This is a genomic window from Intrasporangium calvum DSM 43043, from assembly GCF_000184685.1.
In the GTDB taxonomy this organism is placed as follows: domain Bacteria; phylum Actinomycetota; class Actinomycetes; order Actinomycetales; family Dermatophilaceae; genus Intrasporangium; species Intrasporangium calvum.
On the sequence record NC_014830.1, the window covers coordinates 1,740,073 to 1,756,119 of the forward strand.

At 70.4% G+C, this 16,047-nt stretch carries 14 protein-coding genes; 13 read left to right on the forward strand and 1 reads right to left on the reverse strand.

The genetic code is table 11. The annotated features are described in order from the left end of the window. Positions 1 to 86: 86 nt before the first annotated feature. On the reverse strand, positions 87 to 2,153 hold the full coding sequence (locus tag INTCA_RS07825) for an elongation factor G-like protein EF-G2 (protein WP_013492374.1): 2,067 nt from the start codon (positions 2,151 to 2,153) through the stop codon (positions 87 to 89). A 155-nt stretch (positions 2,154 to 2,308) separates the two neighbouring features. Between INTCA_RS07825 and INTCA_RS07830 the strand changes: the two genes are divergently transcribed. From INTCA_RS07830 to argR, 13 genes are all read left to right on the forward strand, one after another. Next, on the forward strand, positions 2,309 to 3,580 hold the full coding sequence (locus tag INTCA_RS07830) for an MFS transporter (RefSeq protein ID WP_013492375.1): 1,272 nt from the start codon (positions 2,309 to 2,311) through the stop codon (positions 3,578 to 3,580). A 246-nt stretch (positions 3,581 to 3,826) separates the two neighbouring features. After that, positions 3,827 to 4,456, forward strand: a complete 630-nt coding sequence (infC, locus tag INTCA_RS07835; RefSeq protein WP_013492376.1) for a translation initiation factor IF-3 — start codon at positions 3,827 to 3,829, stop codon at positions 4,454 to 4,456. 112 nt (positions 4,457 to 4,568) lie between these two features. Then, complete coding sequence (rpmI, locus tag INTCA_RS07840) at positions 4,569 to 4,763, forward strand: 50S ribosomal protein L35 (protein WP_013492377.1); 195 nt, start codon at positions 4,569 to 4,571, stop codon at positions 4,761 to 4,763. 104 nt (positions 4,764 to 4,867) lie between these two features. Continuing rightward, entirely contained in the window at positions 4,868 to 5,254 is a 387-nt protein-coding gene (gene rplT / locus INTCA_RS07845) for a 50S ribosomal protein L20 (RefSeq protein ID WP_013492378.1), read from the forward strand. A gap of 31 nt (positions 5,255 to 5,285) precedes the next feature. Then, positions 5,286 to 6,089: a TrmH family RNA methyltransferase gene (locus INTCA_RS07850; RefSeq protein ID WP_013492379.1), complete on the forward strand. Its 804-nt coding sequence runs from the start codon at positions 5,286 to 5,288 to the stop codon at positions 6,087 to 6,089. A 72-nt stretch (positions 6,090 to 6,161) separates the two neighbouring features. Further along, entirely contained in the window at positions 6,162 to 7,283 is a 1,122-nt protein-coding gene (locus INTCA_RS07855; protein ID WP_013492380.1) for a PAS domain-containing sensor histidine kinase, read from the forward strand. A 118-nt stretch (positions 7,284 to 7,401) separates the two neighbouring features. Further along, a complete protein-coding gene (gene pheS / locus INTCA_RS07860; protein ID WP_013492381.1) occupies positions 7,402 to 8,502 on the forward strand; it encodes a phenylalanine--tRNA ligase subunit alpha in 1,101 nt (366 codons plus the stop codon). A 1-nt stretch (position 8,503) separates the two neighbouring features. Further along, entirely contained in the window at positions 8,504 to 11,074 is a 2,571-nt protein-coding gene (gene pheT, locus INTCA_RS07865) for a phenylalanine--tRNA ligase subunit beta (protein ID WP_013492382.1), read from the forward strand. Positions 11,075 to 11,238: 164 nt separating this feature from the next. Continuing rightward, positions 11,239 to 12,291: an N-acetyl-gamma-glutamyl-phosphate reductase gene (gene argC / locus INTCA_RS07870; protein WP_013492383.1), complete on the forward strand. Its 1,053-nt coding sequence runs from the start codon at positions 11,239 to 11,241 to the stop codon at positions 12,289 to 12,291. Further along, on the forward strand, positions 12,288 to 13,448 hold the full coding sequence (gene argJ / locus INTCA_RS07875) for a bifunctional glutamate N-acetyltransferase/amino-acid acetyltransferase ArgJ (protein ID WP_013492384.1): 1,161 nt from the start codon (positions 12,288 to 12,290) through the stop codon (positions 13,446 to 13,448). The genes argC and argJ overlap by 4 nt, the downstream gene beginning before the upstream one ends. Beyond that, the gene (gene argB / locus INTCA_RS07880; RefSeq protein WP_013492385.1) at positions 13,445 to 14,386 is read left to right on the forward strand and encodes an acetylglutamate kinase; all 942 of its coding nucleotides are present in this window, start codon (positions 13,445 to 13,447) and stop codon (positions 14,384 to 14,386) included. The genes argJ and argB overlap by 4 nt, the downstream gene beginning before the upstream one ends. After that, the gene (locus INTCA_RS07885) at positions 14,383 to 15,564 is read left to right on the forward strand and encodes an acetylornithine transaminase (RefSeq protein ID WP_013492386.1); all 1,182 of its coding nucleotides are present in this window, start codon (positions 14,383 to 14,385) and stop codon (positions 15,562 to 15,564) included. The genes argB and INTCA_RS07885 overlap by 4 nt, the downstream gene beginning before the upstream one ends. Next, positions 15,561 to 16,046, forward strand: a complete 486-nt coding sequence (gene argR, locus INTCA_RS07890; RefSeq protein WP_013492387.1) for an arginine repressor — start codon at positions 15,561 to 15,563, stop codon at positions 16,044 to 16,046. The genes INTCA_RS07885 and argR overlap by 4 nt, the downstream gene beginning before the upstream one ends. Position 16,047 lies beyond the last annotated feature (1 nt).

Below are 16,047 nucleotides of genomic sequence, written 5' to 3' on the forward strand. Positions count from 1 at the left end.
GGCTCATCGAGAGAGCAGTTTGTCCTGCACGCGCCGCCGAACCGGGCGGGCGGGTGCGGGACAAACTGCTCTCTCGATGACGCGGCTCAGGCCTTGAGCAGCTCCTTGGCCTTGTCCGGGGGAATGAGGTCGTGACGCACCGGCTCGCGGACGAAGGACCCGGTGCCGTGCGACACCGACCGGAGGTCGATGGCATACCGGGACAGCTCCGAGGCCGGGACCTCGGCGTGGACCACCGTCCAGCCGGACTCCTCCGCCGGCTCCGTTCCGACCACCTGGCCGCGGCGACCGCGCAGGTCGGCCATGACGGCCCCCAGGTATTCGTCCGCGATGGTGATGTCCACCTTGTCGATGGGCTCGAGCAGGGCCACGGTGGTTTCGTTCGCGGCCTCTTTGAGGGCCAGGGCGGCCGCCGTCTGGAAGGCGACGTCGGAGGAGTCCACCGAATGGGCCTTGCCGTCGACGAGGGTCACCCGGACGTCGACCACGGGGTGGCCGGTGAGCAAGCCCTTCTCCAGCTGGGCTCGAGCCCCCTTCTCCACCGAGGGGATGAACTGCCGTGGGACGGAACCGCCCACGACCTTGTCGACGAACTCGAAGCCCGAACCGCGGGGGAGCGGCTCGATCTCGATCTGGCACACGGCGTACTGCCCATGCCCGCCGGACTGCTTGACGTGGCGGCCCTGGACCGCGACCTTGCGGATGAAGGTCTCGCGCAGCGCCGTGCGGTACGGCTCGGCCTGGACACTCACCCCGTACCGCTCGGACAGCTGGGAGATGAGGTCGTCCACGTGGGCTTGGCCCATCGTCCAGAGCACGACCTGGTCGGTCTCGCTCGCGTGCTCCATGCGCACTGTCACGTCCTCGGCCACGAGTCGTTGCAGCGCGCTGGCCAGCTTGTCCTCGTCGGACTTGGTCACGGCTCGGATCGCGACCGGCAGCTGCGGCTCGGGGAGGATCCACGGGGCGACGACGGCCCGCCGGTCCAGCGAGGACAGTGTGTCCGACGTCTCGGCTCGGGTCAGCTTCGAGACGAGGACCAGGTCGCCGGCGATCGCCTCCCCCCGGGGGCGGTGCGAGTCGAGGAAGGGCGCTGCGAGGGGGCCCACCCGTTCGTCGTCGTCGTGCGAGGGATGGCCGGAGACCTCTCGGCCGACGAAGTCACCCATGTGGCCCGAGACGTGGACGGTGTCGTCGACGCTAAGCGTGCCGGAGAAGACCCGGACGAGGGAGAGGCGACCGACATAGGCGTCGGTCGTCGTGCGGACCACCTCGGCGACGAGCGGGGCCTCGGGGTCGCAGCGGACGTCGGTGATCGCCGCACCGGCCGGGCTGGTGATGGCTGGGAGCGGGTGCACGGTCGGGTCGGGGAAGGCCTGTTCGATCAGGCTGAGGAGCTCGTCGACGCCCGCGCCGGTCATCGGGGAGACGGGCAGGATCGGGAAGAAGGTGCCCCGAATGATGGCGGTGCGCAGGTCCTCGAGGATCGCGGCCGGTTCGATGGACTCACCCTCGAGGTACCGGTCCAGGAGCGTCGCGTCCTCCGACTCCTCGATGACCGACTCGATGAGCGCATGACGGGCGTCCTGGTGCTCGTCGGTCGACAGGTCGTCGTCGGAGCCCGTGATGAGGCCCACGACCGAGGTGAGCTCACCGCCTTCAAGCACCGGCCAGTGCGTGGCGCGGGCGTCGCCGAAGGTCCGTTGACACGTCTCCACGGTGGTGCCGAAGTCGGCGCGGGGCTGGTCGAGGTGGGTCACGACCACAGCCCGCGGCATGCCCACGGCGGCACACTCGCGCCAGAGCAGGGAGACCGGCCGATCGATCTCGTCGGCCCCGGAGACGACGAAGATGGCGGCGTCTGCGGCCCGCAGGCCGGCTCGGAGCTCACCGACGAAGTCGGGGTACCCGGGGGTGTCGAGGAGGTTCAGGGTCGTGCCGTTCGAGTCGAACGAGGCGGCCGTGAGGGTCGAGGTGCGCACGTGCCCGTTCGTCGAGAGACGCTGTGCTGGAACACGGGCGGCTACGAGGGCCTCGAAGAGAGCCGTCTTGCCGGCCCCGCCGGGTCCGACCAGTACGACGTTGCGGATGTCCTGCGGCGAGGCGGGGTTGGGAGCCGCAGGGAGGTCTGATCTGCCGGTTTGTCTCGCCATGACCCCACCCAACTCCTGTTCCCTGCCGCTCACAAGACCTTCGCTGATCATCGGCTGTGATCTAGAAGTCACCCGTGTGTCAGCGCCGGTCAGCGGCCGACCTTCGACATCGAAATTCGGCTGCGCGAGGTCGGTGCAGGTGCTTGGCTGGGGTCATGAACATCGGCGGCTACCGGGACGTGCTCGCGGTTGGGGACACCCGGCGCGTGCTCATCCTCGGCTTCTTCGTCCGCGTGCCGATGTTCGCCGGCATGGTGCTCCTCACCCTCCACGTGGTCACCTCGCTGGGCCGAAGCTACGGTCAGGCGGGCCTCGTGACGGCGGCCTCGACCGTCGCCGTCGCGGTCTCGGGACCCTGGCGGGGCCGCCTCCTCGACCGGGTCGGTCTGCGCCGCACGGTCGGCCCCTCGATCCTGGTGCAGGTGGCCTGCTGGTCCGTCGCGCCCTGGGTGGGCTACGCCCCCCTCATCGCCCTGGCCGCAACAGCCGGGCTCTTCGTCGTGCCCACTTTCTCGATCCTTCGTCAGGTGATCCTGCGCTCGACCCCGCCCGAGCAGCGGCGCACCGCCCTGTCGCTCGACTCCGCCGCCACCGAGCTGTCCTTCATGGCCGGGCCGGCGCTCGGTGTGTGGCTCGCGACGTCGTGGAGCACGGGGTGGGCCCTCTTCCTCTGCCAGATGGCTGCCGCGGCGGCAGGCTTCGCGCTCTGGGTGGTCAACCCGCCCTTGACGTCTGGGGCGGTGTCCGGTGCAGCCGGTGACCGGGCGGAGGGCAGTGACGCATCAGGGCGCCCAGCCAGACGGGCCGTGCGCGGCTTCATCACCGTCCCGGTCGCGATGGTCTACCTGGCCGCGGCCGCGACGACGATCGTGCTGACCGGAACCGACGTCGGAGTCGTCGCTGCCCTGCGTGAGTTCAACCGGCCGGAGTCGATCGGCTGGGTGCTGGCCCTCTGGGGTGCCGGTTCGTTGCTCGGTGGGCTCGCCTACGGCGCGTGGCACCGGTCCTTCTCCGTCTTCTGGCTCCTGGGGGGCCTCGCGGTGAGCACCGCCCCGGTGGCGTTGGCCGCAGGCGTGCCCAGCTTCGCGGTCCTCATCACCATCTGCGGGATCCTCTGCGCGCCGACCATCACCGCGACGGTGGAGCACCTGAGCCGCCTCGTTCCCGAAGGCTCGCGCGGCGAGATGATGGGGTGGCACGGCTCTGCGATGACGGCGGGCTCGGCTCTCGGGGCGCCGGTCGCCGGGTTTGCGATCGACCATGGTGGGTGGCAGTCGGGTTTCCTGGCGGTGTCCGCCGTCGGCGTGGTCGTTGCCGTCTGCGGCGGGCTGACCTCCTCGCACCAGACCCGGAGCGTCCCACCTTCGGCGCTGGGCGGGCCTGCCGATTCGGTCGGCGCCTCGCCGGCTGCTATTCTCGATCACTGACCAGTCGTCCTCCCGTGCAAGCGGGTGGGCGACGTGCAAGAGAAGCTCGCTTCCACCCGCGTCGACCACCAGGTCGCCGGGTCCAGGTCCGCGCGGTTCGAGTTCTCACTGGGAGGGCAGTCCCGCGCCGTATGTCGCCCGGAACATTCAGCGGCATCCGACACCTTGGGCTCCTCGTGCACTCGCGGGGAGCCTTTTTCTTTGCGGCAGGTCGGTCAGCCAGTCAACCAACCTTAGGAGCACCACATCAGCGAGCCTCGCATCAACGAGCGCATCCGGGTCCCGGAAGTGCGCTTGGTTGGCCCCAATGGTGAGCAGGTCGGCATCGTGCGCGTCGAGGACGCGCTCCGTCTGGCCGAGGAGGCGAACCTCGACCTCGTCGAGGTGGCCCCGATGGCCAAGCCGCCGGTCGCCAAGCTCATGGACTTCGGCAAGTTCAAGTACGAAGCCGCCATGAAGGCACGGGAAGCGCGCAAGAACCAGGTCAACACGGTCATCAAGGAGATCAAGCTCCGCCCGAAGATCGACCCGCACGACTACGGCACGAAGAAGGGCCATGTCGAGCGGTTCCTCAAGGCCGGGGACAAGGTCAAGGTGACGATCATGTTCCGGGGGCGCGAGCAGTCCCGACCCGAGCTCGGCCGCCGCCTGCTCGAGCGCCTGGCGGACGACATCGCCGAGCTCGGCTACGTGGAGTCCGCCCCGAAGCAGGACGGCCGAAACATGATCATGGTGATCGGTCCGACGAAGAAGAAGGCCGAGGCCAAGGCCGAGCAGCGCCGGGCCCGCGACCGCAGTTCGGTCGAGGGTGCCCAGGACGCTACCGAGGCGCCGGCGGACGCGGTGGAGGAGTCGACGGCTCCTGCCGTCGAGTGACCGGAGCCCCATACAGACGTTCCACCCCCGGTGGCCCGCCCACGCGGTGCCACCCCAGAGAGTCCACGTACGCCCTCGTACGCGGGGCACGAAACGAAGGAGACCGGCGATCATGCCGAAGATGAAGACGCACAGCGGTGCGAAGAAGCGCTTCCGCATCACGGGGACCGGCAAGGTCATGCGCGAGCAGGCCGGTGGCCGCCACCTGCTCGAGCACAAGTCGAGCAAGAAGATGCGTTCCATCGCGAACGACCTCGTGGTCGCCCCTGAGGACGCCAAGAAGGTCAAGAAGCTCCTCGGCAAGTGAGCCGGGACGCCACCCCACCAGCATCGCGCTGAGCGGTCGGACCCGGTGGGTCCCGGCACGGCCAGCAGCACCGAAGTGTGTTCGAATAACGAAGGAGTACTCACGTGGCACGCGTGAAGCGGGCGGTCAACGCCCAGAAGAAGCGTCGCGTCGTCCTTGAGCGGGCGAGCGGCTACCGCGGTCAGCGGTCCCGGCTCTACCGCAAGGCGAAGGAGCAGGTCACCCACTCGCTCGGCTACGCCTACCGGGACCGGCGCGCCAAGAAGGGCGACTTCCGTCGTCTGTGGATCCAGCGGATCAACGCCGCTGCCCGCGCCAACGGGATGACGTACAACCGGTTCATGCAGGGTCTGAAGGCGGCTGGCGTCGAGGTCGACCGCAAGATCCTGGCCGACCTCGCCGTCAACGACGCACCGGCGTTCGCCGCCCTCGTCGAGATCTCCCGCGTGAACGTCCCGGTGGTCGAGAAGGCCGCCGAGGGCGCTGCCTGACCGGCACCGACGCTCGAGCGCCGGGACACCCGTGCTGACCAACCCGCGATCGGATCGCGTCAAGTCGGTGCGGGCGCTGTCCCGGCGCTCCGTGCGTTCACGGACGGGACAGTTCCTCGCTGAGGGCCCTCAGGCCGTCCGGGAGGCCGTGCGCTGCGCGCCGGAGCAGGTCCGTGACATCTACGTCACTGCCGAAGGAGCCGACCGACACCCGGAGATCGTCGACGCCGCCCTGGCAGCGCACCTGTTCGTCCACGAGGCGTCTCCCGAGGTCCTCCACGAGATGTGCGACGCGGAGCATCCTCAAGGGATCGTTGCCGTATGCCGCTGGGCTGAGCCCACCTTGTCCGCCGCCCTGGGTGCCCTCCCGCGGGACGCCGTCGTCTGCGTCCTGACCAACGTCCGTGATCCGGGCAATGCGGGCACGGTCATCCGCGGCGCCGACGCGGCCGGGGCGGACCTCGTCGTCGTGAGTGACTCCAGCGTCGACGTGAGCAGCCCGAAGGTCGTCCGGTCGACGGTCGGCTCGCTCTGGCACCTTCCGATCGTGACGGGAGTGCCCGTTCCCGTCATCCTCGACGCACTGCGGGCCCGCGGGGTCCGCCTGCTCGCCGCAGACGGATCGGGTTCGACTCTTCTTCCTGAGGCCGACCTGACGGGCCCGCACGCGTGGGTCATGGGCAACGAGGCGTGGGGCCTCGATGCCGAGGTGCGCGACGCGTGCGACGAGGTCGTGCGGGTGCCGATCCACGGCCGAGCAGAGTCACTGAACCTCGCGATGGCCGCGATGCTGTGCTTGTACGCCTCCGCCGAGTCACGGGTGCAGCGCCACTGAGACGGAGCGGCCGGACTCGCGGGGTGGGCTCATCTCCCCAACGGCGCCGCGGGCGCGGTTATCCTTCGCAGCATGGGCTCACGTGACGACAGTCAGGTGCCGGCCCTGCCTGACTCCCCGGCAGCCCCTGCAACCCCGACCTCGCTCGGCGAGCTGCTCCCTGACGGCCTGGTGGTGGTGGGCGGCGACGGACTGATCCGCTTCGTCAACCGGGAGGCCTGCCGCATTCTCCGGTGCGAGGTCGACCACCTGCTCGGACACCCGGCCGTGCAGGCTTTGCCGCTCGCCGACAAGTTCGGCAGTGACTGGTGGCAGCAGACCGACCCATGGACGCCACCGAGCGGGCGGACGCGGCGTCGGGAGAAGCTGCTCGTCGGGCCGGACGGCCGGGATGTGCTCGTGACAGCCCGCTACGTCCGGACTGCGGAGGGCCGGGTCGAGCGGGTCCTCGTGGGTCTGCGCGACGCGGAGGCCCGGCTGCGGGCCGAACGGGACCAGGCCACGGTGCTGTCCACGGTCGCGCATGAGCTACGTGCCCCGCTGACCTCGGTGACGGGGTTCACCAGCAGTCTGCTGCGACGCTGGGACCGTTTCACCGATGAGCAGAAGCGCCTCATGATCGAGACGATCGAGGCGGACGCGAGCCGGCTCACCAGACTGATCACCGAGCTGCTCGACATCTCACGACTCGACTCCCACAACCTCAGCCTGCGGCTGGCGCCGCTCAACCTCGAGGAGCTTCTCTCCGCGCATGTGAGCCGGCACGAGCTGAGCCGTACGGCTGGACAGGTCGTGCTGAGCCTCGGGCCGATGGCGCAGGAGCGAGGGCTGCCCGAGGTCTGGGCGGATGCCGACCGCCTTCAGCAGGTGTTCTTCAACCTCATCGAGAACGCCCTGAGGCACGGCGAGCCGCCCGTCACGGTGACTCTCGACGTGGACGGGCCGGGGCACGAGTGGATCCTCGTTCGCGTCGATGACGAGGGGAACGGCGTCCCTGAGGGAGACCGCGAGAAGGTCTTCGGGCGGTTCTGGCGTGGCTCGGACGGATCGACCACTGGGCTGGGCCTCTACGTCGTCCGGGGTCTGGTCGAGGCGCACGGCGGGACCGTGACCGTGGAGACGGCTCCCGCGGGCGGAGCCCGGTTCGCGGTGCGACTGCCCGGCGGCGTCCCGGACGCGGTCGCGTTGCGCTGACCAGCGCCGTGGCCCAGCCCTCGCCGCCCCTAGACTGGACCCCGCCGCCAGCCCATGGTTCGGGCTGACGGCCACCGATGCCCACAGCAGCACCGACGAGAGCAGCGAACGCCGACCCATGTCCGGACCCAACACGAACTACGACCCTGTCGAGGTGTCCGCCCTCGCCCCGGAGAACGTCGAGGCGGCGGTCGAGGACGCTCTATCGGCCATCGCGGCCGCTGCGACCCTGGACGACCTCAAGGCCACTCGGATCGCGCACCAGGGCGAGAAGAGTGCCCTGGCGCTGGCCAACCGCGAGATCGGCGCCCTTCCGCCCAGTGCCAAGGCCGAGGCCGGCCAACGGGTCGGCCAGGCGAGGGGACGGGTCTCCGCCGCGCTGACCGCCCGGCAGGCCGAGCTCGAGGCCGAGCGCGACGCGCGGATCCTCGTCGAGGAGCGGGTCGACGTGACCCTCCCGGTCGTCCGCCGACCCTTCGGCGCACGACACCCGATCGAGCTCGTGTCGCAGCGCCTCGTGGACGCCTTCGTCGGGATGGGCTGGGAAGTGGCGGAGGGGCCCGAGCTCGAGGCGGAGTGGCTCAACTTCGACGCGCTGAACCTCGGGCCGGACCATCCGGCCCGGCAGATGCAGGACACCTTCTTCCTCGACCCGGTCGACTCCGGTCTCGTTCTTCGCACCCACACCTCGCCCGTCCAGGTCCGGACCATGCTGCGGCAGGAGCCACCCATCTACATCGTCGCGCCGGGGAAGGTCTACCGCACAGATGACCTCGATGCGACACACACCCCGGTCTTCCACCAGATCGAGTGTCTGGCCGTCGACAAGGGGCTGACGATGGCGCACCTGCGCGGCGCCATCGACGCCTTCGTGAAGATCATGTTCGGCGAGGGGACTCAGACTAGGGTCCGAGCCTCCTACTTCCCGTTCACGGAGCCGTCGATGGAGACCGACTTCGTCTGCTTCGCCTGCCACGGCTCGCCCGGGCCGGAGGGCTGCCGGACCTGCGGCGGGTCCGGATGGATCGAGCTGGGCGGCTCCGGCATGGTCAACCGGAAGGTGCTGCGTGCCTGCGGCATCGACCCGGACGTCTACTCAGGTTTCGCCTTCGGGCTCGGTATCGAAAGGGCACTGATGCTCCGCCACGGCGTCCAGGGCATGCACGAGATGGTCGAGGGCGACGTTCGCTTCTCCCGCCAGTTCGGGATGGAGGTCTGACATGCGCGCCCCCCTGACCTGGCTCGCCGAGTACACCGACCTCGCCCCGGGCGCGACCGGGGTCGACGTCGCCGCCTCGCTCGTCTCCGTCGGCCTCGAGGAGGAGGATCTCCACGGCGGCGACATCACCGGCCCGCTCGTCGTCGGCCGGGTCCTCGAGTTCGAGGAGACGATCCAGAAGAACGGCAAGCCGATCCGGTTCTGCGTCGTCGACGTCGGCCACCACGGCCAGATGGTCACGGAGGGCAAGCACCAGGAGATCGTCTGCGGAGCCACCAACTTCGAGGTCGGTGACCTCGTCGTCGTGGTCCTGCCCGGAGCGGTCCTCCCCGGCGGCTTCCAGATCTCGGCCCGCAAGACCTATGGGCGGATCTCCAACGGGATGATCTGTGCCGAGGACGAGATCGGCCTCGGACACGACCACGCCGGCATCATCGTTCTCCCAAGGCTCCTCGGCGAGGAGCACGTGGCCGGGGTCCAGCCGGGCGACGACGCCATCGCCCTCCTGGGTCTGGGGGAGGAGACCATCGAGGCCAACGTCACGCCCGATCGTGGCTACTGCTTCTCGGTCCGGGGGCTCGCTCGCGAATACTGGCACAGCCAGGGCAGCCCGGCGGGTGGTTTCCGGGACCCCGCACACATCGAGACGCCGATGGGCAACGACACGGGCTTTCCGGTCGTCCTCACGGACGAGGCCCCCCTGGGCGGGGTCGACGGTTGCGACCGGTTCGTGGCCAGGGTGGTGCGCGGTGTCGACGCCTCGGCACCCTCCCCTGCCTGGATGCAGAAGCGGATCGCGCAGATGGGGATGCGTCCCATCTCGCTGGCTGTCGACGTGACGAACTACGTGATGATGGCCCTCGGGCAGCCGCTGCACGCCTACGACCTCGACACGTTGACGGGCCCGATCGTCGTCCGGCGCGCGCGGCCGGGCGAGACGCTGACGACCCTCGATGACGTCGAGCGCAGCCTCGACCCTGAGGACCTGCTGATCACCGACGCGGGGGACGGCGAAGCCGACACGGTCCTCGGCCTGGCCGGCGTCATGGGTGGCGCGTCCTCCGAGGTCCGCGACTCGACGACGAACGTCCTCATCGAGGCCGCTCACTTCGACCCCACATCCGTGGCCCGGACCTCCCGTCGTCATCGGCTCGTGAGCGAGGCGTCCAAGCGCTTCGAGCGAGGGGTGGATCCTGCCGTTCCCGCGGCTGCTGCCGAGATGGCCGCCCGGCTGCTGGTCGAGCACGGTGGCGGGCGGATCGACCCCGGTGTGACCGATCTCGACCAGACCACGCGTCCGGCTCCCTACCGCCTCGAGGTCGACGAGACGTCTCGGATCGTCGGTGTCGAGTACCCCCGCGAGCGCGTCATCCAGATCCTGAGAGACCTGGGCGCTGAGGTCGCCGAGAGCCCTGAGGAGGGCTTCGTCGACGTCCGGCCCCCGTCGTGGCGTCCCGACCTCGTCAACGACTCACCGGCCCCGGACTACGCCGAGGAGGTCGCCCGGATCGACGGCTACAACAACATCCCGTCGGTCACTCCGACTCCGAGCGAGGGTCGCGGTCTCACGCACGGGCAGAAGGTCCGCCGCGTCGTGGCCGACGCGCTGGCCGGTGCCGGTTTCACCGAGGTGCTGAGCTACCCCTTCGTCGCGGACGACCTCGCGGATCGGATGATGCTTCCGCCCGGGGACGACCGGCGGCTCGCCGTCCGTCTCGCGAACCCGCTGTCGGAGGAGCGCCCGCTGATGCGCACCTCCGTGCTCGCCAGCCTCGTGGACGTCCTCCGTCGCAACGTCTCGCGTGGACACAAGGACGTCGCGCTCTTCGAGATGGGCCTGGTCTTCCGTCCGGGTGGACCCCTCCGCCGTGCGCCGATCCCCAGTGTGTCGGGCAGGCCGTCAGGCCCGGACCTCGAGCAGCTCTACGCCGCGGTTCCGGCCCAGCCACGCAGGGTCGGTGTCCTCGCGACAGGCTCGGCCGAGCAGGCCGGCTGGTGGGGCGCCGGGCGGCCGGTCGAGTGGAGCGACATGGTCGCCGCGGTCGAGGCGGTGGCTGCCGCCCTCGTCGTGCCGGTCGTGGTGACCGCTGACGCCGACCACGCACCGTGGCACCCCGGCCGCTGCGCGCGCATCGCTCTCGCGGACGGCACGGTGGTGGGGCATGCCGGCGAGCTGCACCCCAAGGTGCTCACCGCGCTCGACCTGCCCCCGAGGACGGTCGGGGCGGAGATCGACGTTGACGTGCTCACGGTTGCCAGTGACCGTGCGGTGCAGGCCGTGTCGTTCTCCACCTTCCCGGCTGCCCTCACCGACATCGCCCTGCTCGTGCGGACCGACGTGCCCGCGGGTGACGTCGAGGCAGCGCTGCGGCGGGGGGCAGGGGAAGCGCTCGAGGGGGTCAGCCTCTTCGACGTCTACGAGGGCGAGCGGATCGAGGCGGGACACCGGTCCCTCGCCTATCGGCTGACCTTCCGCGCGGCCGACCGCACGTTGACGACCGAGGAGGTCAACGGCTTCCGGGATGCGGCAGTGGCGGCGGCGACACAGTCGGTGGGAGCCGTCCAGCGCTGACCCACCGTCGAGAGAGCAGTTCGCGACACCAGCGCAAATCGAGAGAGCAGTACGCGCGACGCCAGCGCCAATCGAGAGAGCAGTTCGCCTCCAGGGGAGCGTGGCGAACTGCTCTCTCGATGAGATTCTGCACAACTATGCATAGTTGTGTATAGTCATGCATTGTGATCAGGGCAGCAGTTGCAGGGGCGAGCGGGTACGCCGGAGGGGAGATCCTCCGGCTCCTGCTCGCCCACCCCGACATCGAGGTCGGCGCGATGACAGCCGGCGGCAACGCGGGTGAGCGCCTCGGCTCGGTCCACCCGCATCTCACGCCTCTCGCGGGGCGACGGCTCGAGGAGACCACGGTTGACGTCCTTGCCGGGCACGACGTCGTCTTCCTCGCGCTGCCGCACGGGCACTCCGCGGACCTCGCCGCACAGCTCCCGGCCGATGTCGTCGTCATCGACTGCGGCGCCGACTTCCGGCTCGAGTCCGCGGAGGCGTGGACCGAGTTCTACGACACCCATCACGCCGGGGCGTGGCCGTACGGCATGCCGGAGCTGATGACAGCGGTCGGCCGGGAGACCGGCAAGCAGCGGAGCGTGCTCGCCGGCGCACGCCGCATCGCCGTCCCCGGCTGCTACCCGACGGCGGTGTCGTTGGCGCTCGCACCCGGCCTGGCGGCCGGCGTGCTCACGCCCGAGGACGTCGTCGTCGTCGCAGCTTCGGGGACCTCCGGGGCCGGCAAGGGACTCAAGCCACACCTGCTCGGCAGTGAGGTGATGGGCTCCATGTCGCCGTACGGCGTGGGCGGCGTGCACCGCCACACCCCGGAGATCGAGCAGAACCTGTCCCGTGCGGCGGGCTCCCCTGTGACCGTCTCCTTCACCCCGACCTTGGCCCCGATGCCTCGGGGCATCCTCGCCACGTGCACTGCACGGCTCGCCCCGGGGACTGCCGCGGCCGCCGTTCGCTCCGTCTGGGAGCAGGCCTACGCCGACGAACCCTTCGTCCACGTGCTGCCCGAGGGCCAGTGGCCCCGGACGGCAGACGTGGTGGGCAGCAACAACGTCCACATCCAGGTCACGGTCGACGAGCGGGTCGGTCGCGTCGTCGTCGTCGCTGCCGTCGACAACCTCACCAAGGGCACCGCCGGCGCGGCCATCCAGTGCGCGAACCTCGCTCTCGGACTCGACGAGACGACCGGACTGCCGCGCGCGGGAGTGGCACCGTGAGCACGCTCGAGGTGCGGCTGCCCCGAGGCTTCCGGGCCGCGGGTGTCACGGCCGGACTCAAGGCGAGCGGGCGCCCCGACGTCGCGCTCGTCGTCAACGACGGGCCTGACCACGTCGCCGCCGCGGTCTTCACGACCAACCGCGTGGAGGCGGCACCGGTGACCTGGTCGCGGCAGGTGGTCACCGACGGACGGGTCGACGCGGTCATCCTCAACTCCGGCGGGGCGAACGCCTGCACGGGGCCGCAGGGGTTCGCGGACACCCATCACACGGCGGAGCACGTCGCCGAGCTCCTCGGCATCTCGCCGGGCGACGTCGCGGTCTGCTCGACCGGCCTCATCGGCGAGCTGCTCCCGATGGACCGGCTCCTGCACGGCATCGACGCTGCAGCCGGCGCCCTGACGCCGGACGGGCTCGAGCGGGCTGCGGTGGCGATCATGACCACCGACACGGTGCACAAGGTCGCCGGCCACTCCGACGATGGCTGGTCGCTCGTCGGGATGGCCAAGGGGGCGGGCATGCTCGCCCCCGCGCTGGCGACGATGCTCGTCGTGCTGGCGACCGATGCCGTGGTCACCCCCGCCGATCTGGACGCGGCCCTCCGGGCGGCCACCGGTGTCTCCTTCGACCGGATCGACTCGGACGCCTGCATGTCGACCAACGACACCGTCCTCATCCTGGCCTCGGGCGCCTCCGGGGTGGCCGTTCCCCGAGAGGACCTCACCGCTGTCTTGAGCGCCGTGTGCTCGGACCTGGCGCGTCAGCTCATCGCCGACGCGGAGGGCGCGGCCCACGACATCGCCATCGAGGTGCGGGAAGCCACGTCGGTCGACGACGCGCTCGAGGTCGCACGCGCGGTGGCGAGGAACAACCTCTTCAAGTGCGCCATCTTCGGCAACGACCCCAACTGGGGGCGGGTGCTCGCCGCGGTGGGGACCACCAGAGCCAGCTTCAACCCGGCGCGGCTGGACGTGGCGATGAACGGCGTCCAGGTGTGCCGTGCGGGCGGCGTGGGGGACGATCGCGCCCTCGTCGACCTCGCTCCGAGGGAGGTCCATGTCCTTGTCGACCTCCACGCCGGTGAGGAGTCGGCGACGATCTGGACCAACGACCTGACCCACGACTACGTCCACGAGAACTCGGCCTACAGCACATGACACCGCAGCCGCACCAGAACCTCCGGGGCCTCATCGACGCCGCTGCGATCCGCGTCGCCGCAGGCAAGGCCACGACCCTCGTCGAGGCGCTGCCGTGGCTGGAGCGCTTTCGGGGTGCCCTCGTCGTCGTCAAGTACGGCGGGAACGCCATGGTCGACGACGGGCTGAAGAAGGCGTTCGCGCAGGACATTGCGTTCCTCCGCTACGCCGGCCTACGGCCGGTCGTCGTCCATGGAGGCGGTCCGCAGATCAAGGCGATGCTCGAGCGCCTCGGCATGCGCAGCGAGTTCAAGGGCGGACTTCGCGTCACGACGCCGGAGGTGATGGACGTCGTCCGGATGGTCCTGACCGGCCAGGTCGGTCGCGAGCTCGTCGGCCTGCTGAACCAGCACGGCCCCATCGCTGTCGGCCTCTCGGGAGAGGACGCGGGGCTCCTCGGCGCCCGTCGACGCGGGACCGAGATCGACGGGGAGCTGGTTGACCTCGGCCTCGTGGGGGACGTCGAGAGCGTCAACCCCTCGGCCGTGCTCGACATCCTCGCGGCGGGGCGGGTGCCCGTCGTGTCGACGGTCGCCCCGGACCTCGACGTCGAGGGACGGGTGCTCAACGTCAATGCCGACACGGCGGCCGCGGCCCTGGCCGTGGCCCTGAAGGCCGAGAAGCTCGTCGTGCTGACGGACGTCGAAGGGATCTACGCGGACTGGCCCGACCGTTCTTCCCTCCTGTCATCCATCGAGGCCTCGGCCGCCAGGGAACTGCTCGCCCGGGTCGACGAGGGCATGGTGCCCAAGCTGGAGGCGTGCATCCGGGCCGTGGAGGGGGGCGTTCCCCAGGCTCACGTCGTCGACGGTCGCCAGGCCCACTCGCTCCTCCTCGAGGTCTTCACCGACGAGGGCATCGGCACCATGGTCCTCCCGGACGGGGGGAGCGACTCGTGACCGTCGGCAGCGACCTCCTCCACCGGTACTCGGGGGCGATGGTCCAGGTCTTCGGCCCGCCCCAGCTCGTGCTCGCATCCGGCCATGGCTGCTGGGTGACCGACGTCGACGGCAAGCGCTATCTGGACCTGCTCTCCGGAATCGCGGTCAACGCCCTCGGCCATGGCCACCCGGCGCTGGTCCAAGCCGTGGCCAAGCAGGCCGAGCAGGCCATCCACATCAGCAACTTCTTCACCTCCGAGCCGGCCATCCTCCTCGCCGAGCGGCTCCTCACCCTGGCGAACGCACCGGCCGGCTCCGGCGTCTTCTTCGCCAACTCCGGTGCCGAGGCGATCGAGGCTGCCATCAAGCTCTCTCGCCGCACGGGAAGGAAGCGCATCGTCGCCCTGGAGGGTTCGTTCCACGGGCGCACGACCGGGGCGTTGGCGCTGACCCACAAGCCGGCCTACCGCGAGCCCTTCGAGCCCCTCATTCCGGAGGTGACCTTCGTCCCCCCTGGCGACGAGGAAGCCCTTCGCGAGGCGGTCGACGAGGCGACGGCTGCCCTCGTCATCGAGCCGATCCAGGGCGAGGCCGGGGTTCGTGAGCTCACCGCCGAGTACCTCCGACTGGCCCGGGAGCTCACCTCCCGGCACGGCGCCCTCCTGGTCCTCGACGAGATCCAGACCGGCATCGGTCGTACCGGGCACTGGTTCGCCCACCAGGCCGCGGGCATCATCCCCGACGCGATGACGCTGGCCAAGGGCCTGGGCGGCGGGGTCCCCATCGGGGCCCTGGTGACGTTCGGGGGTGAGGTCAGCACCCTGCTCGGCGCCGGGCAGCACGGCACCACGTTCGGCGGGAACCCCCTCGCCTGCGCGGCCGGCTTGGCCGTGCTCGACACCATTGAGCGAGAGGACCTGCTCGGCAACGCGCGCACAGTCGGGGCGATGCTCGACTCCTTGACCCTCGACGGGGTCTCAGCCACCCGCGGGCGGGGCCTCCTGCGCGCGATCGAGCTGAGCGGCATCCCGGCTCCCGCGGCGATGGCCGCCGCGCGGGAGGCCGGCTTCATCGTCAACGCCGTCACTCCGACGGCCCTCCGTCTCACCCCGCCACTGATCCTCACGGAGGCTGAGCTCCAAGGCTTCATCGACGCCCTGCCGGCCATCCTCGAGACGGCACGGTCGGCGTCGTGAGCCGCACCCAGCGCCAGGCGCGGATCCTCGAGCTCCTCGCGGAGCACGAGGTCAAGAGCCAGGGTGAGCTGTCGGACCTCCTCGTCTCCGAGGGGATCGAGGTGACCCAGGCGACGCTGTCGCGGGACCTCGTCGAGGTCGGCGCGGTCAAGGTGCGGCGTGGGCGCGCACTCGTCTATGCGGTCCCGGGTGACGGCAGTGAGGCAGCGGCGACGGGGACGATCGGCGACAGTGCCAGCGCCCGCCTGCGCCGGACCTGCGAGGAGCTCCTCGTCTCAGCCACGCCCGCGCAGAACCTCGTCGTCCTCCGCACGCCACCGGGCGCGGCCAACTACCTCGCCTCAGCGATCGACCAGACCCGCGACCCAGCCGTCATCGGCACGCTCGCCGGGGATGACACGATCATGCTCGTCGCGGCCTCTCCGTCGAAGGCGGCGGCGATCGCCACCCGGCTCCAGGGCCTCGTCGGCTCCCGTGACTGAC